This window comes from Polaromonas sp. P1_A2 (assembly GCF_056406895.1).
Window position 1 is genome coordinate 39359 of sequence record NZ_JBFTZI010000005.1, and the last position, 16698, is coordinate 56056.

Sequence of the window (16698 nt, forward strand, 5' to 3'; positions counted from 1 at the left end):
TGAAACCTGACGCCGCAAACCGGCAATCGGCCGGAAAACGGCTGTCGCGCAGAGGTAGACTCGCTGGAATTCTTCCATTCCAGCAGCGTCCAGCCAGCGGGCACCCGCCCGCGCCGGGCTCCACAACCCTTCGCAAGGCCAAATATCCGGGTCGCCGAGAGCAGCAAAACCACCGCAAGCCAATAACCAAAAGCCACCCTGCGAAACCGCTCCATGGACAACAAATCCGACGCCTTGCTTGCCGAAGCGCCCGTGCTGAACACGGGCCGCAGGGCCCTGCATGAAACCGTGCGGCTGGGCCTGGGTTATGCGCTGCTGGTGCTCCTGTGCCTCAGCGTTTCGGTGCTGGCCGTCGCCATGCGCGCGCTGCTGCCGAGGGCGCTGAGCCGGCGCTGGGGGCGCAAGCTCGCGGCGGGGAGCTTTCGCGGCTACCTGCGCCTGCTGGAGCTCATGGGCGCCTGCCGCTTTGACCTGTCGGCGCTGGACGCGCTGCGAGACGGCCCGCCGCTGATCATCGCGCCCAACCACCCCTCGCTGCTGGACGCCATCATGATCCTGTCCCGCCTGCCGGACGCCACCTGCATCATGAAGGCCGACATCGTCAACAGCGTCTTCTTCGGCGCCGGCGCGCGCCTGGTCGGCTACATCCGCAACATGCCGCTGCGCACCATGGTGCAGCTGTCGGTGGCCGACCTGCGCCAGGGCAGCAGCCTGCTGCTGTTTCCCGAGGGCACGCGCACCCGGCGCTTTCCCGTCGGGCGCATGCAGGGCACGACCGGCCTGATTTCCAAACATGCGGGCGTTCCGGTGCAGGCCGTCTTCATCGAAACCGATTCGGCTTTCCTGGGCAAGGGCTGGTCCCTGCTGTGGACGCCGAAAATGCCCGTCACCTACCGTGTGCGCCTGGGCAGGCGCTTTGAACCCGCCGGCGACACCGCGCAGTTCACGGCGGAACTGGAGCATTACTTCGAGGCCGAATTGCAGCGGTCCCAGCTTTCGTCCATCGCCGCGGCGCCGCCGGCCTAGGGCCGGCGCAAGCTTGGCGACCGGTTTTCCGCTCCCTTGATTCCTCCATCTCGATGAACAATCCCCCTCGCGCCGCCTCCGCCACGCACCTGGTCTTGATTCCCAGCTACAACCCGGGCGTCAAGCTCGACGAAACCGTGCGCGGCGCGCTGGCGCAGTGGGCGCCGGTCTGGGTGGTGGTCGACGGCAGCACCGACGGCAGCGCCGCGCGCCTGCAGGCGATGGCCGAGGGCGACGACAGGCTGCGCGTGCTGGTGTTGCCGCGCAATGTCGGCAAGGGCGCGGCGGTGCTGCACGGCATCGAGCTGGCCGCGGCGCAGGGCTTCACGCACGTGCTGACCATGGACTCCGACGGCCAGCACCCGGCCCATTTAATCCCGGAGTTCATGGCCGCTTCGCAGGCCCAGCCCGGCGCCATGGTGCTGGGCGTGCCCGTGTTCGCCGCCGACGCGCCGCGCCTGCGCGTCAACGGCCGCAAGCTGTCCAACGGCTGGGCCGACCTGGAAACCCTGTGGGCCGGCATAGGCGATTCGCTGTTCGGCTTTCGTGTCTACCCGATAGCGCCGCTGCGCGAAGTCATGACCGGGCAGCGCTGGATGCGCCGTTTCGATTTCGACCCGGAGGCGGTGGTGCGCATGTGCTGGCTCGGCGTCAAGCCCATCAACCTGCCGGCCACCGTCCGGTATTTCCGCCCCGACGAGGGCGGCGTGTCGCACTTCAACTACCTGCGCGACAACCTGCTGCTCAGCTGGATGCACGGCCGCCTGCTGCTGGGCTTTTTGCTGCGCCTGCCCTTGCTGCTGGCGCGCAGGATCCGTGGGACTTAGATCATCCCGCCGTTGATCGAAATCACCTGCCCACTGATGTAGGCCGCACGTTCCGAGGCCAGGAAGCTGACCAGGTCGGCCACCTCCTGGGGCTGGCCGGCGCGTTTCATGGGCACCAGCCGGGCAATCTCGGTCGCATCAAAACTGTCCTGGCTCATGGGTGTGGCGATGATGCCGGGCGCGACCGCGTTGACGGTGATGCCGCGGCTGGCCACTTCCAGCGCCAGCGATTTGGTGGCCGAATGCAGCGCGCCCTTGGCCGCCGCGTAATTCACCTGGCCGCGGTTGCCGGCCACGGCGGCCACCGAGGTGATGTTGATGATGCGCCCCCAGCGCGTGCGGATCATGGGCATCATCAGGGGCTGGGTCACGTGGAAGAAGCCGTTGAGCGAGACGTCGATCACCTGCTGCCATTGCCGCAGCTGCATGCCCGGGAAGACCGCGTCGTCATGGATGCCCGCGTTGTTCACCACCACCTGCACCGGCCCCTGCACCAGCAGCGCCTCCAGCGCCGCGCCGGTCGCCGCGGCATCGGTGACGTCGAAGGCCACGGCCTCGGCCTGGCCGCCCGCGGCCTGGATGTCCGCCACCACGGCCGAGGCGGCGTCCAGGCTGCGGTTGCCGTGCACCAGGACATAAAAACCGTCGGCGGCCAGCTGGCGGCAAATCGCCGAGCCGATGGCGCCGCTGCCGCCTGTGACCAGCGCGCGTTTGGGTGAAGGGGCGGTCATGGGGTCTCCTTGGGGGTTATGGCGGTGGTTGCATCCAGCATCACCACGGCGCGGCCCGACAGCAGCAGCGCGTCTCCCGCATGCACGCTGAAGTCGTAGAGGACGCTGCCGGCGTTGCCGCTGCCGCGTTCGGCGCGCACGGCCAGCACCGCGCCCACATCGTCCAGCCTCGCGACATGCAGGCTCACGCCGCGCACGCTGACCAGGTAGCCGGCCTTGGGCGCTTCATCCGGCGCGTTGGCCTGCATTTCGGCGACCAGCGCCCCGTGCACGGCCATGGCCTGCGCCGCGTATTCAATGCCGCAGGCCGCGCCCAGTCGCCCGCGGGCGCGCAGCGGGTTGTTCGGGTCCAGGTGGCTGGTGGCTTCGCAGCGGATCCGCAGGCTGTCCCACGCGCTCACGCGCTCGAGCAGGCACATGCTGCCCTGGTGTGGAATGCGGCGCGCGATCTCCTCGCGGTCCAGGCTGGCGGGCGGGGTGGCGGCGAAGGGCATGGCCGGGGCTCGCAAAGCTCAGGGCGCGACCTGCAGGGCCAGCTGCAAGCCCTCCAGGTAGTCGAGCACGACGCGGCCCGACTGCCGGCTCGCGATGCCGCGCAGCAGGGGCAGGCAGCGCGCCGCCGGAATGTCCTGGCGCAGCTTCTCGAGCGCGGGCTCGTCCAGCCGGTCGGCGGGCAGGCGGCTCAGGTAGTCGGCCTTCAGCGTCCATTGCGCCAGGCTGTGTTCGCCGCGGCCGGGCGCCAGCACCAGGGCCACACCGAAGCTGTCGGGAATGGCGCGCGCGCTGTACAGCGGCTCCGGGTAGTCGGTGTCATAGGCGACCAGCAGCACGGGCACCTGCTCCACCGCCACCTGGGTCATGGCCTCGAGCAGGCCGGCGGCAAAACTGGCATCGCGCGCGCACAGCACCGACGAGGTCGCCATGGCGCCGCTGGAAATGCTCCAGTAGCCGGCCGCGGCGTTGTGCACCGAGTTGTGAAAGCGCGTGGGGGAGATCAGCCTGTCGCTGGAGGCCAGCGTGCTGCAGATCTCATGGCAGTTGACGGCGTCGCCGCTGGAGGATGAAAACACCGAGGCCAGCGCGGCCGCCCGCAGGCCCGAGGCCGCCACGGCTTCCTCGCCGACCGCCAGCGACACCTTGACCACCGCGCCGGCGCGGCGGCGCTCGGCCTGCGGCAAGGCCATGGGCGGCGGCAGCACGCAGCGCGCGGACTGGTAAGGCGCGGCGCCCAACAGGCATTCGCGGCCCTGCGCCCAGTTCGCCAGGCCCGGGCCCAGCAGGCCTATGCCTTGCACAAACACGGTGAGGTCCGGGGCCGGAGTAGGGGATGTCTGCGTCATGTGGAGCTTTAGCCGGCGCGGCCCAGCAGCAGGCTGCAGTTGGTGCCGCCGAAGCCGAAGGAATTGCTGAGCACGTGGCGCGGCGCCGCTTCCTGGTTGTCCACCAGGTAGTGGACCGGCAGCGCCGGGTCGGGCGTGCGGGTGTTGAGGCCGCCGGGCAGCAGGCCGTGCTGCAGCGCCAGCGCGCAGACCACGGCCTCCAGGCCGCCGGCGGCGCCCAGGGTATGGCCGGTCGCGCCCTTGGTGGAACTGCAGGGAACGCGCGCGCCGAACAGCGCCGCCACCGCCTTGGCTTCGGCGGCGTCGTTGCTTTGTGTCGCGGTGCCGTGCAGGTTGATGTAGTCGATGTCGGCCGCGCCCAGGCCGGCCGCGGCCAGGGCCTGCTCCATGGCCAGGCGCGCGCCCAGGCCCTCGGGATGCGGCGAAGACATGTGGTGCGCGTCGCTGGATTCGCCCACGCCCAGCAGCAGCACGTCGCCGGGCCGGGGCCGCGCCGGCGCGCGTTCGAGCAGCGCAAAGGCGGCGGCCTCGCCGATGGAGATGCCGTCGCGCGCGGCGTCGAAGGGGCGGCAGGCCTGCGCTGAAATCAGGCCCAGCGAATTGAAGCCGTACAAGGTGGTCAGGCACAGCGAGTCCACACCGCCCACCACCGCCGCGTCGATCAGGCCGGCGCGCATCATTCTTTGCGCCGAGGCGAAGACCTTGGCGCTGGACGAGCAGGCCGACGAGACCACGACGGCCGGGCCGGCCAGGCCCAGGTACTGGCGCGTGAAGTCGGCCACCGAAAAGGTGTTGTGGGTGGTGTTGTAGTGGAAGTCCGCGGGCAGCGCGCCGCTGTGCGGATCGCGCCGGCGGTAGGCCAGTTCGGTTTGCAGGATGCCCGAGGTGCTGGTGCCGATAAAGACACCCACGCGCTGCACGCCGTGGCGCCCGGCCGCGGCGGCCACGGCGGCCTCAAAGCCGTCCTGCCGCAGCCCCAGCAGGGCGAGCCGGTTGTTGCGGCAGTCAAAAGCGGCCCAGGGCGCGGGAAGCACGACCTCGTCCACGCCTTGCACCTCGCCGACAAAGGTGGGCAGGTCGACCGTGTCGAAGCCGCAGGGCGCCAGCCCGCCGCGCCGCGCGCGCAGCGCATCCAGGGTCTGCGCCAGGCCGCGGCCCATGCTGCTGGTCGCGGTGAAATGGGAAAGCCAAAGGGGGGACAGGGGAGAGGACCTCTCTGAAGAAAAAGACACTTTAGCAAACCGCCCCGAGGGGCGGCCGCATGCCGGCGCTCACGCGCTTCCCCCGCGTTGCCGGTGCAGGCGCAGGGACAGCCAGGCCGCGAGCCCGCCCAAGGCGATGCCGGCGGCGGCGTCCACCGCGACGTGCTGGCGCGTGGCCAGTGTCGAGTAGGCGATGCCGGCGCACCACAGGGCGTTCAGCCACAGCAGCCAGGACGGTGCGGAAAAGCCGCGCAGCAGGCGGTGCAGCCACAGGCCCGAAAAAACAGCCGTCGCGACATGCAGGGAAGGGCAGGCGTTGCCCGCCGCATCGATGTTTTTCAGGAATTGCATATCGGGGTATTTCAGCCAGTCGACGTCGGCCGGCGGGGCGGCCGTGGGCCAGATAAAAAACACCGCCAGGCCTAAGAGGCAGGTCAGCGCCATCGCCAGGCCGTAGTACAGCAGCTCGCGCCTGTCGCTGAAGAACAGCGGCGGCAGCGACACATAAACCCACAGCGACAGGTAGATCGGCAGGGCCAGCGGCGCAAAGGCGACGAGATGGTCGACCCAGATGCGCGGCATCACGGTGAGGGGAAAGGCCGGGTGCTTGAGCAGGTAGAAATAGGCGCCGAAAAACAGGGCGATGAACAGCATCGTTCCCAGGCCCTTGAGGAAGAAGTGCCGCGAAATGGCTTCGGCCATGCGGGACCACGCGGTGGGGCGGGCTTGCGGCGGCTTCATGCGAGGGCCTGGCGCAGGGTCACGGTGCGCAGCCCGGCCGCGCTGATTGATTCGAGCAGGGGCGGCAGCACCTCGAGCACGACAGGAACGCCTTGCGGCGTGCGCGCCGCGTTGCCATCATGCAGCAGCACGATGGCGCCGGGACGCAGCCCGGCCTGAAGCCTGCGCAGCACGCGCGCGGCGTCGCCGGTGCGCGTGTCGAAACCGCGCACCGACCAGCTGGCGAGCTTCAGGCCCAGCCGGGCCAGCACCGGGTCGAGGAAAGGGTTGCGCAGGCCGGCCGGCGCGCGAAAGAACAGCGGGCGCTGGCCGCTGGCGCCGGCCAGCGTATCCTGCGCGGCCTGCAGCTCGCGCAGCATGCTGCGCGGGCCGGTCACGGAAAAATGGTGGCGGTGGTGCTGGCTGTGGTTCTCGACGGCATGGCCGCGCCGCACCATCTCGCGGCACAGCTCGGGATGGCGCGCGGCTTTTTCGCCGACGCAAAAAAACGTGGCGCGCACCGCGTAGCGGTCCAGCAGGTCCAGCACCAGGGGGGTGACGGCGGGGTCGGGCCCGTCGTCTATGGTCAGCGCGATTTCGCGCCGTGCCTCGGCCGCGGCGGGCAGGCGCGTCCAGTTCGGGCCCAGCCAATGGCTGCGCGGCCAGAGGCCCGCAAAGGCGATCAGCGCGTGGTTGAGCACCAGGGCCGCAAGCGCCCAGGGCCAGAGGCTTATCTTCAAAACAATGGCCGCCAGCGCCAGCAGGTGCACGCCGGCGCTGGCGCGCAGCAGGGCGCCGGGTTTCCACACAGTGACTGGCTCAGGCATGCGCCCTCCGCGCAAAAATCGCCGCATACAGCAGTGCCAGGATGACGCCGGGCGCGACCGTGGCGCCCATGGCCTGCAGGATGGAGACCTTGGAAAACGCCAGCAGCCCAAAGCCCGCCACCGTGGTCAGGTTGGCCAGCAGCATGGAGGCCAGGGTGCGCGGCGCGATCGGCGTGGCCGGGTCGGGCCGGTCAAAGAACAGCGCGTAGTTGGAGCCGACGGCCACCACCAGCAGCAGGCCGACCAGGTGCAGGATGATCAATTGCTGGCCCAGCAGCGCCAGGCCGGCCGTGACCGTGACGACCGCGGCGGCCAGCGGTGCCAGGATGCGCAGCACGCGGGCCGGCGAGCGGAACACCGCCAGCAGCAGCACCACGATGATGGCCAGCCCGCCCAGCGACAGCACGATGGCCTCGTGCAGGTAGCCCGCGTACAGGCGGTCTGATTCTGCTTTCAGGTCAACGAACAGCACGCCGGGCAGGGCGGCCGCCGCCAGGGCGGCGCGGATGTCGGCGGCCTGGATGTTTCCGCCCTTGGGCGCGGTCAGCGGCAGCAGGGCGTTCCAGCGTTCGGCTTTTCCGAGCAGCAGGGCGTCCAGGCCCATGGCCATGGAGGTTTTTTCCAGGTCGGCCGGCTGCAGCGGGGGACGGCCGCGGGCCGCGGCGACGTCGGCCAGAAAGGGCGCGAAGACTTCGGCGCGCACCGGCAGGCCCTGCACCGCCCGGGCCAGCCGCGCCTGCAGCTGTTCGGGCGGCGGCAGGCTGGCCTGGCGGGCGCTTTGTGCGGCCAGGCTGGGAAGGTAGCGGCTGGGGCTGTCAAAGCCGGCGATCTGGCCGCGCTCGACCTGCGCCTGCAGTACGCCGGACACCCGCTCGGCGGTTTGCAGCACGGCTTCCCGGCTGCCGGCGGAGACCACAACCACATAACGCACATCCGGCGCGCCCATGTCGGCGCGCAGGCTTTCGTCGAGCACTACATCGGCTTGTGACACCGGGCTCAGCGAGGAGATCTTGTCGTTGAACAGGCTGGCATGGTTGCCGGCCAGGACGGCGCAGGCGGCCAGCAGCAGGGCCGCGGCCGGCCAGCGCAGGGCGGGCGCGCGCCCGGCCAGCGCCTGCAGCACACGCCCGATGGCCGAGACGTCATGGATGCGAAAGCCCGCCGGCAGCAAATGCGGCAGCACATAGCGGGTGACCGCGGCGGCCGTGACCAGGCCGGCGATCGAATACAGGCCCAGCTGCGCCAGGCCCGGAAAGCCGGACAGCAGCAGCGAGGCAAAGCCGGCGATGGAGGTCAGCACGCCCAGCCGCACCGTGGGCCAGAAGCGCCTGACCCAGTGCTGCGGGTCCGCGCCGGCATCCTCGGACTGCACGAACAGGTAGATGGAATAGTCCACCGCCTCGCCGATCAGGGCCGTGCCGAAACCCAGCGTGATGCCGTGCACCGAGCCGAAGCCCAGGCTCACCGCGGCAATGCCGGCCAGTGCGCCGCTGATGACGGGCAGGAAACCCAGGACCAGCGCGCCGACGGAGCGGTAGACCAGCAGCAGCAGGCCCGCTATCAGCGCCACGCTGATCATGGAAAGCAGGCTGACCTGGCTCTGGATGGCCTCGCGCGAGGTGACGGAGAACACGCCGGGGCCGGTCATGACCAGCGAGGCGCCGCTCTGGCCGGCGGCCGCGTCGAAGGCCTTGCGGACCGCGGCCATGGCCTGCTGCTGGGCGTCGGTGTCCGAGCCCGCCGCGCGGGTTTGCAGCAGCATCAGCGCGCGCCGGCCGTCGCGCGAGGCCCAGGCGCCGTCGACCTGCCTCGGCTGGCTGCCGGCGTTGAACTGCCCCAGCAGCTGCAGCATTTCACCGGTCGGGTCGCGCGGCAGCAGGGCCTTGGCCATCAGGCCCGCGGGCGAGGCGAGCAGGTCTATGCTCTCGCCCAGGGCCGCGTGCAGCCCGGCTTCGCTGAAGCGCTCGGGCGTGACGGCGGGGCTCAGCACATAGCGGTTGGCCAGCAGGAAGTCGCGGTCGCGCGCGGTGTTGACGGGCTCGCCGTTGGAGACGCTGGCGAAGGCAGAGTCGGCGCGCAGCTGCTGCGCGAGCTGGTGCGACAGCCGGGCCCGGGTTGGGGCATCGGCGCCCTCTATGCCCACCAGCACCAGGCGCGAGGCCAGGCCCTCGGTGATCTGGTCCTTGAGCAACTGCTGCTCGGGCGTGGGCGTGCGCGGCAAAAATGCCGAGAGGTCGGTGGTGAAGTGGGTGCGGCTGATGACCAGCGCGCAGCCGGCCAGGAACACCAGCCACAGCGCGATGGCGGCCATGCGGCCGCGCGTCGCGGCTGCCGTCACGGCGCCGCCTGTTCGATGGCCATGCTGGAGCTGTCGCCGTCGGCCTGGGCTATGTCTATGGCGCGCACCTGGTTGCGCACGCCGCTGATGCGGATGCGCTGGATCACCGCCTGCATCTTGGGATCCAGCGGCTGCAGTTGCAGGGTCCAGCGTTCGGCGCTGCCTTCCAGGCTGAGCCGGTAGCTGCGCTCGAGCGCGCCGCGGTCGCCGGCCAGCGTGCCGCGTATGCTGTCGATGAAGGCGGCCAGCTCGGGGTAGGCCTGCAGCTGGAACTGGTATTTTTGCCGGCCGCGTTCTATCACCAGTTCGCCGCCGTTGACGACCATGGATTCGGGCTTGGGCTTGAGCGTGCGTTTTTCGAGGCGGTCGGGCGCGGTGTAGAGCAGTTCGCCGGATGACTCCACCGGTTTGTCGAGCAGTGCGATATGCTTTTTCTCGATGAAGGTGGCGCGGCCCGACTTGGTTTGCGCCAAGGTGTCCATCAGCTGCTGCAAGTCCCAGGCGGCCAGTGCGCCGGAGCTCCACACGGCCAGGGCCAGGCCCGCCAGGACGGCTGCCAGCCGCGCTGCCAGGGACGATGCGGGGGCCGGTGTAGTGGGCGAAAGAGGATGGGTCATGCGCTGCTCAGGGCTGTTGTCCGGGACGGCCGGCCTGCGGCGGCGCGGCGTGCCAGAAATCGAAAAAATTGAACCAGTTGTAGGGTGCGCTGCGGCAATGCCGCGCCAGCAGTGCAGCATAGCGCGTCACGGCCTCATGCACCGCCTGCGTGCGGCCGCGCGGCGGCAGCGCGGAGAAGTCCGCGAGCGCCTCGAAGTGGACGTCGTAGCGGTTGCCGCCGCGGTACAGCCCCGCCATGAACAGCACCGGGCGCTTGAGCACGGCGGCCATGCGAAAAGGCCCCAGCGGCAATTCGGCCGGGGCACCCAGGAAGTCGACGGGATAGGTATCGTCAGTGCCCAGCGTGCGGTCGCCCAGCATGCCGACCACGGCGCCCTGGTCCAGCAGGGCGTGCACGCGGATCATGGAATCGATGTGCCCCAGCGCTATCACGTCCATTTGCGCCTGGGGATTGATGGCGCCCATCGCGGCGTTGATCTTGCGCGCGTTGTCCTCGTACATCGCCATGGCGACGCGCAGCCCGGGCTGGCGTCGCCCGATGGCGCGCAGCACTTCAAAACTCCCCAGGTGGGCGCCTATGAGGAAGACGCCTTTCCCGCCGGCCACCGCCTCGTCGATCAGCGCCTGGTTGTGCACCCGGATGTCGAACAGGTCGAAGCGGTCGTTGAGCAGGAAGACCCGGTCGTGGACGGCCGAGGCGAAACTCAGGAAATGCCGGAACAGGTGGCGCCAGCCGACGGCGTCGGGCGAGGGCAGTTCGAACACGCGGCGCAGGTAGTTGCGCGACATGCGGCGTGCCGTGGGCGCGAAGGCCAGGAAGTAAGCCGCGATGCCGTACAGGATGGTGCGGCTGGCGCGGCGGCCCAGGCCCAGGGAGATCAGCGTCATCACGCGCAGCATGAAGACGCTGCTGCGCTCAGGCTGCCGCCGCCATTCGGCCGCCGATGCCTGGGTGTCCGGCTGCGGCGCGTTCATGGCGGAGGCAGCGGCAGCAGGGTGCCGGTGGCGACTTTTCGCGCGCCGCTGCGGATCTCGAAATGCGTGCCGCCGCGGGCGCCGGCCGTGCAGGTCATCGTGAGGGTTTCGCCGGGGCCCACGGGGCTGAGGAATTTCGCCGCGCTGATCTGGCAGGCCTGCGCGGCCGCGTCCGATTGCTGCACCGCATGCACGGCGGCGTCGAGCAGCAGCACGCCCGGCACGATGGGGTTACCGGGGAAATGCCCGGCAAAGGCCGGGTGGTCGGCCGGCACCACAAAACTCGTTTCAGCGTTCATGGCCGGGCCTTTTGCGAAGATGCTCGCGCGCCAGGGCCAGCAGCGCCTCGCGCGGCAGTTTGCCGGTGCTGTTGCGCGGCAAGGCCTCGAGCAGCACCAGCGGCCGGGGAATGAAGATGGCGTCTATGCGCTCCCTCAGCGCCGCCAGCAGGGCGGGTGCCGCCAGGCCGGGCGCCACCACAAAAGCCATCAGCCGCACCACGCTGTCGCCGTCCTGCTCGTCCGGCATGAAGAAGGCGCCGTCGAGCACGCCCGGTATGGCGGCCAGCTGGTGGTTCAGGTAGCCCAGCGAGCTTCGTTTGCCGGCGATGTTGACCAGGTCGGCGGTCCGGCCGTGCAGCAGGAAGCGGCCTTCGGGCAGCACTTCGAGCTCGTCGGCCAGGGGTGTGGCCTGCTCGACATGGCCGCCCGCCGCCCAGGTTTGGCCCAGGCTGGCGCTGAGCGCTACGTCCGGGAACAGCGTCCAGGCCTGGCCCTGGCTCAGGCGCCGGGTGGCGATCTGCCCGGTTTCGGTCGATCCGTAGATTTCAAGCAGCGGGGCCTGCAGCCGGGTTTCGGCGGCCAGCGCCAGCTGCGGCGGCAGGGCGGCGGTGGCGGACAGTAGCAGGTCTATGGGCGGGATGTCCAGGCCCGAAGCAAGCAAGGCCTTCAGGTGCACCGGCGTGGTCACCAGCATGCGCGGGCGCGCCGCCTCGGCCAGCGCGGCGCAGATGTCGGCCGGGTAAAACGGGTGGCCCGCGCCGAGCACGCCGCCACCCTGCAGAGGCAGCAGCACGGTGGATTCGAAGCCGTACATGTGCTGGGGCGGCACGGTGGCCACGATGCTGTGCCGCTGCTCGCCGAGCAGGCTGAGGCGGCCGGCTTCGGCCCGGGCGCCGCGCACCAGGCTGCCCCAGCTTTTGCGGTGCGCCACCGGCACGCCGGTGGAGCCGGAGGTGAACATGATGGCCGCGACACGCGAGGCGGGAATCTGCGGGACTTCCCATGCGCCGCTATGGGCTTGCGCGTGCGGCGCGGCGCCCGCCATCGCGTCGGCCCAGGCCAGTTGCGGCAGCGCCAGCGACTGGGCCTGGTCCGACAGGCAGAACACGTCGGGCGCAAAGGCCTGGATCTGCCTGACCATTTCCGGCGTCAGCGTGGGCGGCAGCAGGCTGAGCTTGTCGGCCAGCAGCGCGGCCGCCATGCCGACGGCAAAACGGTAGCGGTCCGCACAGGCGTTCAGCACATGCCGGCCCGCCGGCAAGGCCGCGGCCAGCTGCCTGGCGTCGGCCAGAAATTGCCCGGCGCTGACGGGCTGGCCGTGGCGCAGGGCCAGCAGGTCCTGCTCGCGGGTGTGGGCCAGCAGCGGCGGGCTGGTCATGGCCGGGGCGCGTGGCGCTGTGAAGCCTGCCGGTAGGCCCGGATCGCCTCCAGCGGGCCGGCGCGCTCCCCCGGGGGCAGGACGTAGCAGCGCGCGGCGTATTCCGCGGCAAACATCAGCCCCAGCAGCGGAATGCCCAGCAGGTAGGCAAAGGTGGACCAGACCGCCATGGGCGCGAAGCAGAACAGCAGCAGGGACATCCCCGCGATGCCGGCGAAATACAGGGTCCAAGCCCAGGTGGCGGAGCGGGTGTAGGCGCTGATCGCCGGTGTGAGCTCTCCGTGCACGATGCGGGCGAACTGCGAAATCATGGGGGTTCGGCCGCGCGCCAGCGTGCGGCCGAAGGTGGCGCCCAGCAGTGTGTAGCTGCCTGCGTGCTCCAGAAAAAACACCCAGCCGTAGTGCGAGAGCAGCCAGTCCCTGGCGGCGTAAAACCCAAGGCAGGCCAGCGCGCACAGGGCCAGCATGGCCGGGCGCTGCGGTGAGCGCCAGGCCAGCAGCAGGGCCAGCGCCAGCAGGGGCAGCACGGCGACCGATGCCTGCAGCAGGCCCGGCGTGGCCGAGGTGGCGGCCAGGTGGGAGGCCAGGGCGTAGCCTATGCCCAGGGCCAGCGCGCCGCCCCAGCGCCAGGCCTGGCCAAACCGCGCCGCCCCGCTGCTGTTCACTGGGTTCGCCAGGCGGCGATATGATCGCCCAGGCTGCGCAGCGAGTGGAAGATGGCGTGGTTGTCTTCGTGGTCGGCCCTGAGCTGAAGGCCGTAGTGCTTGGAAACCACCAGCGCGATCTCCAGGATGTCGATGGAGTCCAGTCCCAGGCCGTCGCCGTACAGGGGCTCGTCGGGCTGGATCTCATCGGCGCTGACTTCCAGGTTCAAGGCGCTCACCACCAGTTCCGCGACTTCGCGCAGCAGGGCTGCGTCGGCCGACGCGACAGAGGCTTTGACAATGGATTCAGGCATGGTGCTCGCTAGGGTACGGGGAAGGGTTCGGAGGACAGGGGCGCCGCGCACGCGCCGCCCTGCTTGAACCAGAAATTTTAGCCGAGGCGACAGGGGCGAAACCCTCTTCGCGGCTTGTCGCGGCCTTTGCCTACAGCACCTGGCGCTGGATGGGCGCTTGCGCCGCGGCCGCGGGGCCCGAACCCCAGGCCAGCACGCGGGCCTGGGTCAGGCGCAGTTCCCGCGCCATGGCGCAGGCCAGGTCCAGCCGGCGCAGCAGCCAGGGCGTGAGGTCCAGGATCATCAGCGGATCGGGCCGGGGCTGGAAAGGCTGGCCGGCGACGGCCGGGCCGGCTTCGGGCGCGGCGGCCCCGGCGCCCGAGAGCTCGGCTTCTATGCAGCCGGCGGCCCGCGCTAGCGCGGGCCTGACCACCGCGAGGTTGAGCTGGGCGCGGTGCAGCAGCAGCAGCGATTTGACGGCCGTGAGCTGGGCCAGCAGCTGGTAGCTGCGTGCCTGCAGGGCCTCGAGCGGCTCCAGCGCCGGGCGCACCTTGTGGGGTTCGGCCAGGCTGCGCTGGGCGGCCAGGGTGAGGTCGGACAGGCTGTTGTAGGCCTCGCGCCGCGCCAGCCGCCAGGGCAGGTCGGACGCCCGGGCCTCGTCGAGCAGCGCGAGCGCCAGCTGCGCGTGCCTGGCCTGGGCGCCGGTGCTGCGCAGCACCAGCGCCGGAAGCTGTTTGCGCTCCCAGGCCGGCAGCACGTAGCTGAACAGCCAGGCGATCAGCGCCCCCAGCAGGGTGTCGGCCAGGCGCTCGGCCATCGCGAAACCGGGCTCCACGCCGGACAGCAGCAAATGCGCCTGCAGCAGGCCGGCCACGGTGGCCGCGATGGAGGTGAAAAGGTAGCGCCGCAGCGCGAAGGCATGCGCCAGGCCCATGCTCAGCGCGATCACGCCGAACAGGGTGCGGGCGCCCGGGTGCGGCGCCAGCACGGCCATGACCAGCGCGCAGCCCAGCAGCGTGCCGGCCACGCGCGCATTGCGGCGCTGCACGGTCTGCGCCAGGTTGCCGCGCATCACCACCACGATGGTCAGCAGGATCCAGTATTCATGCGCCACCCAGGGCAGGCGCAGCGCCACCGCATAGCCGGCCGCCACGGCCAGCGTGCAGCGCAGGGCGTAGCGCAGGATGGGGGCGCTCCAGCTCAGCTGGCCCAGCAGCGGCTTCCAGGACCAGTGCACGGTGCTGACGAAGAGCTGCCACTGGGTGCGCACGGCCGACAGCCCGGGCGGGATGTCGCCGCGCGCCAGCGCCGCCATCTTCACGGCCTCATCGTTGATGTGGCCTATGCGGTCGGCCATGTTGTGCAGCAGCGCCAGCGGGTCGGTGGTGTCGACCAGCAGCGGGTCGGGTGCCAGCGGGTCGGCGCGTTTGGTGCGCGGCGGCAGCGCGCCGGCGAGTTCGGGCCGCAGGTCGGTGATGGCGGCGACCGCCGCGCCGCGCCGGCCCAGCAGCAAGTCCATGCCCAGGGTTTCGAGCCGCGCGGCGGTGCTGTCCAGCGCCAGCTGCAGGGCGGGCAGCACGGCCACGGCGGCGCTGTGCTCCAGCAAAAAATCCAGGTCCAGGTCGCAGGCGAGCTGGTGGTCGCGCGCCTCCAGCAGGCTCAGCAGCATGGCCGCCAGGCGCTGGCGCTCCGGCGTGGTGGGCGACTCCAGCACCAGGTCGCGCGTGTTCTGCAGGTGGTCGGCCAGCGCGGCTTGCTGCTGCAGCATGCGCGCCAGCAGCGCGTTGTGGTCGGGCCGCGGGCCGAAGCGCTGGGACTGGGTGCGCAAAATCTGCGCGAAGCTGTGCAGGCATTCGGCCAGCAGCTGCGCGCGAAAGCGCCGGTTGAGCAAATGGGTGGTGAACACCGCCCACAGCAGGTAAAGCCCGGCGCCGGCGACAAACCAGGCGCCGTGCAGCGCGATCTGCTGCAGCGAGGCGGCCGGCGGCGCGGCCATGGAAAACAGCGTGGAAAACAGCAGTGAAAAACAGATGGGCCCGCCGCGCTTGCCCCAGGCCATCATCATCACGGCCAGGAAAGTGGCGGCCGCGACCACGATGCCCAGCAGCAGCTCGTCGTGGCGCACCAGCTGCACCAGCGTGAAGAGCGGCGCGCCCAGCAGCGGCGCCGGCAGCATCTGCATGATCTTGCGCCGGCGCGGCGCCGGCACGTCGGGCAGGCTGGTGATCATCACGCCGACGGCGGCGGTGGAGGCGGCGGCCAGCCCGGCGGCCTCGAAGATGGCCAGCATGATGAGCACCAGGCCCAGCGACACCGTCAGGCCGTTGGCGACGTACTGGCTCAGCAGCACGTGCAGGCTTTTGTGCAGCCAGCCCCGCACCCGGCGCTGCAGGCGGGTCGCCAGCGCGGCTGGGGGGGCGGGGTCGGGCCGGTTCATGGTGTGCCAGAGCACACTTTAACGAAACGCACGAACCTTTCCCAAAAGAAAAAGCCCGCGAAGCGGGCTTTGTTTAGAAAGGCGCGTCCGGCGCCTTGGGGGCGGTGTCGCCGGCCTTGATGCGCTTGGCTTTGAGCGTGGGCTTTTCGGCCGGTGCGGCGGGCGCCGCGCTTTCTTCGGCGCCTTCTTCAGCTTCTTGCGCGGCGGGCGTGTCCTGCAGGGCCTGGCGCACCACGGCCTTGTCGCCGGCGCCGGCGAACTTGCTGTATTTACCCAGGGTGGCCACCAGCTGGCCGTAGACGCGCGGGTTGCCGGCCACACATTCGCCGTGGTCCATGAAGTCGGCTTCGCCGGTGAAGTTGCCGATCAGGCCGCCGGCCTCGGTCACCAGCAGCGAGCCGGCCGCCACGTCCCAGGGCTTGAGGTTGGCTTCAAAAAAGCCGTCGCTGAAGCCGGCGGCCACATAGGCCAGGTCCAGCGCCGCGGCGCCGGGGCGGCGCACGCCGGCGCTCTGGCTCATGACTTCGCCCAGCATGTTGAGGTAGGCCTTGAGCTTGTCGCCGGGGCGGTAGGGGAAACCGGTGGAAATCAGGCATTCCTGCAGGCGCGTGCGTTTGGCCACGCGGATGCGGCGGTCGTTCATGTAGGCGCCGCGGCCCTTGGTGGCGCAGAAGATGTCGTTGCGGGTGGGGTCATAGACCACGGCCTGCTCGACCTTGCCCTTGACGGCCAGCGCGATGCTGACGCAATAGACCGGGAAGCCGTGAATGAAGTTGGTGGTGCCGTCCAGCGGATCGATGATCCAGACGTAGTCGGAGTCCTTGGCGCCATGCTCGCTGCCCGATTCCTCGGCCAGGATGCCGTGGCCGGGGTAGGCGCTCAGCAGGGTTTCGATGATGGCGGCCTCGGCGGCCTGGTCGACCTCGGTGACGAAATCGTTGGTCTGCTTGACCGAGACGCGGACCGCCTCGACGTCAAGCGCCGCGCGGTTGATGATGGCGCCGGCAGCGCGCGCAGCCTTGATGGCCACGTTGAGCATGGGATGGAGATTGCTGGACATA

15 protein-coding genes and 1 pseudogene are annotated in these 16698 nt (G+C 70.3%); 2 read left to right on the forward strand and 14 right to left on the reverse strand.

The window, feature by feature from the left end:
* Positions 1 to 213 precede the first annotated feature (213 nt).
* A complete protein-coding gene (locus AC1D09_RS18750) occupies positions 214 to 1026 on the forward strand; it encodes a lysophospholipid acyltransferase family protein (protein WP_477663847.1) in 813 nt (270 codons plus the stop codon).
* A gap of 53 nt (positions 1027 to 1079) precedes the next feature.
* Positions 1080 to 1853 (forward strand): glycosyltransferase family 2 protein, encoded by a 774-nt coding sequence (locus tag AC1D09_RS18755; RefSeq protein WP_477663846.1) that lies wholly within the window; start codon positions 1080 to 1082, stop codon positions 1851 to 1853.
* Here the strand turns inward: AC1D09_RS18755 and fabG are convergent.
* From fabG to AC1D09_RS18825, 14 genes and pseudogenes are all read right to left on the reverse strand, one after another.
* Positions 1850 to 2584, reverse strand: a complete 735-nt coding sequence (fabG, locus tag AC1D09_RS18760; protein WP_477663845.1) for a 3-oxoacyl-ACP reductase FabG — start codon at positions 2582 to 2584, stop codon at positions 1850 to 1852. The two genes, AC1D09_RS18755 and fabG, sit on opposite strands and share 4 nt — an antisense overlap.
* On the reverse strand, positions 2581 to 3078 hold the full coding sequence (locus tag AC1D09_RS18765; protein WP_477663844.1) for a hotdog family protein: 498 nt from the start codon (positions 3076 to 3078) through the stop codon (positions 2581 to 2583). Before AC1D09_RS18765 ends, fabG begins: the two co-directional genes overlap by 4 nt.
* A gap of 18 nt (positions 3079 to 3096) precedes the next feature.
* Positions 3097 to 3924 (reverse strand): beta-ketoacyl synthase chain length factor, encoded by an 828-nt coding sequence (locus tag AC1D09_RS18770; RefSeq protein ID WP_477663843.1) that lies wholly within the window; start codon positions 3922 to 3924, stop codon positions 3097 to 3099.
* An 8-nt stretch (positions 3925 to 3932) separates the two neighbouring features.
* Complete coding sequence (locus AC1D09_RS18775; RefSeq protein ID WP_477701210.1) at positions 3933 to 5126, reverse strand: beta-ketoacyl-[acyl-carrier-protein] synthase family protein; 1194 nt, start codon at positions 5124 to 5126, stop codon at positions 3933 to 3935.
* Between the two features lie 69 nt (positions 5127 to 5195).
* Positions 5196 to 5867, reverse strand: coding sequence for a phosphatase PAP2 family protein (locus AC1D09_RS18780; protein ID WP_477663842.1), 672 nt, complete (start codon positions 5865 to 5867; stop codon positions 5196 to 5198).
* Positions 5864 to 6673: a polysaccharide deacetylase family protein gene (locus tag AC1D09_RS18785; protein ID WP_477663841.1), complete on the reverse strand. Its 810-nt coding sequence runs from the start codon at positions 6671 to 6673 to the stop codon at positions 5864 to 5866. The genes AC1D09_RS18780 and AC1D09_RS18785 overlap by 4 nt, the downstream gene beginning before the upstream one ends.
* Complete coding sequence (locus AC1D09_RS18790) at positions 6666 to 8984, reverse strand: MMPL family transporter (protein WP_477663873.1); 2319 nt, start codon at positions 8982 to 8984, stop codon at positions 6666 to 6668. The genes AC1D09_RS18785 and AC1D09_RS18790 overlap by 8 nt, the downstream gene beginning before the upstream one ends.
* 23 nt (positions 8985 to 9007) lie before the next feature.
* The gene (locus AC1D09_RS18795; protein ID WP_477663840.1) at positions 9008 to 9628 is read right to left on the reverse strand and encodes a LolA-related protein; all 621 of its coding nucleotides are present in this window, start codon (positions 9626 to 9628) and stop codon (positions 9008 to 9010) included.
* 7 nt (positions 9629 to 9635) lie between these two features.
* The gene (locus tag AC1D09_RS18800; RefSeq protein ID WP_477701173.1) at positions 9636 to 10604 is read right to left on the reverse strand and encodes an LpxL/LpxP family acyltransferase; all 969 of its coding nucleotides are present in this window, start codon (positions 10602 to 10604) and stop codon (positions 9636 to 9638) included.
* Positions 10601 to 12263, reverse strand: a pseudogene (locus AC1D09_RS18805) (AMP-binding protein). The gene AC1D09_RS18800 and the pseudogene AC1D09_RS18805 overlap by 4 nt, the downstream one beginning before the upstream one ends.
* The gene (locus tag AC1D09_RS18810) at positions 12260 to 12928 is read right to left on the reverse strand and encodes a COG4648 family protein (RefSeq protein WP_477663838.1); all 669 of its coding nucleotides are present in this window, start codon (positions 12926 to 12928) and stop codon (positions 12260 to 12262) included. Before AC1D09_RS18810 ends, AC1D09_RS18805 begins: the two are co-directional and overlap by 4 nt.
* On the reverse strand, positions 12925 to 13221 hold the full coding sequence (locus AC1D09_RS18815; RefSeq protein ID WP_074577154.1) for a phosphopantetheine-binding protein: 297 nt from the start codon (positions 13219 to 13221) through the stop codon (positions 12925 to 12927). The genes AC1D09_RS18810 and AC1D09_RS18815 overlap by 4 nt, the downstream gene beginning before the upstream one ends.
* Positions 13222 to 13351: 130 nt before the next feature.
* Entirely contained in the window at positions 13352 to 15637 is a 2286-nt protein-coding gene (locus AC1D09_RS18820; RefSeq protein WP_477663837.1) for an FUSC family protein, read from the reverse strand.
* Between the two features lie 73 nt (positions 15638 to 15710).
* Positions 15711 to 16697 carry an inositol monophosphatase family protein gene (locus tag AC1D09_RS18825; RefSeq protein WP_477663836.1) on the reverse strand — a complete coding sequence of 329 codons (987 nt, stop codon included), beginning with the start codon at positions 16695 to 16697 and terminating at the stop codon, positions 15711 to 15713.
* Position 16698: the final 1 nt, after the last annotated feature.

Excerpts from the sequence above, each read along its gene's own strand:
- fabG (WP_477663845.1), bottom strand. The coding sequence starts at position 2,584 with ATGACCGCCCCTTCACCCAAACGCGCGCTGGTCACAGGCGGCAGCGGC.
- AC1D09_RS18800 (WP_477701173.1), bottom strand. The coding sequence starts at position 10,604 with ATGAACGCGCCGCAGCCGGACACCCAGGCATCGGCGGCCGAATGGCGG.
- AC1D09_RS18750 (WP_477663847.1), top strand. The coding sequence starts at position 214 with ATGGACAACAAATCCGACGCCTTGCTTGCCGAAGCGCCCGTGCTGAAC.
- AC1D09_RS18755 (WP_477663846.1), top strand. The coding sequence starts at position 1,080 with ATGAACAATCCCCCTCGCGCCGCCTCCGCCACGCACCTGGTCTTGATT.
- AC1D09_RS18790 (WP_477663873.1), bottom strand. The coding sequence starts at position 8,984 with ATGGCCGCCATCGCGCTGTGGCTGGTGTTCCTGGCCGGCTGCGCGCTG.
- AC1D09_RS18820 (WP_477663837.1), bottom strand. The coding sequence starts at position 15,637 with ATGAACCGGCCCGACCCCGCCCCCCCAGCCGCGCTGGCGACCCGCCTG.
- AC1D09_RS18815 (WP_074577154.1), bottom strand. The coding sequence starts at position 13,221 with ATGCCTGAATCCATTGTCAAAGCCTCTGTCGCGTCGGCCGACGCAGCC.
- AC1D09_RS18765 (WP_477663844.1), bottom strand. The coding sequence starts at position 3,078 with ATGCCCTTCGCCGCCACCCCGCCCGCCAGCCTGGACCGCGAGGAGATC.
- AC1D09_RS18795 (WP_477663840.1), bottom strand. The coding sequence starts at position 9,628 with ATGACCCATCCTCTTTCGCCCACTACACCGGCCCCCGCATCGTCCCTG.
- AC1D09_RS18825 (WP_477663836.1), bottom strand. The coding sequence starts at position 16,697 with ATGTCCAGCAATCTCCATCCCATGCTCAACGTGGCCATCAAGGCTGCG.
- AC1D09_RS18785 (WP_477663841.1), bottom strand. The coding sequence starts at position 6,673 with ATGCCTGAGCCAGTCACTGTGTGGAAACCCGGCGCCCTGCTGCGCGCC.
- AC1D09_RS18780 (WP_477663842.1), bottom strand. The coding sequence starts at position 5,867 with ATGAAGCCGCCGCAAGCCCGCCCCACCGCGTGGTCCCGCATGGCCGAA.
- AC1D09_RS18770 (WP_477663843.1), bottom strand. The coding sequence starts at position 3,924 with ATGACGCAGACATCCCCTACTCCGGCCCCGGACCTCACCGTGTTTGTG.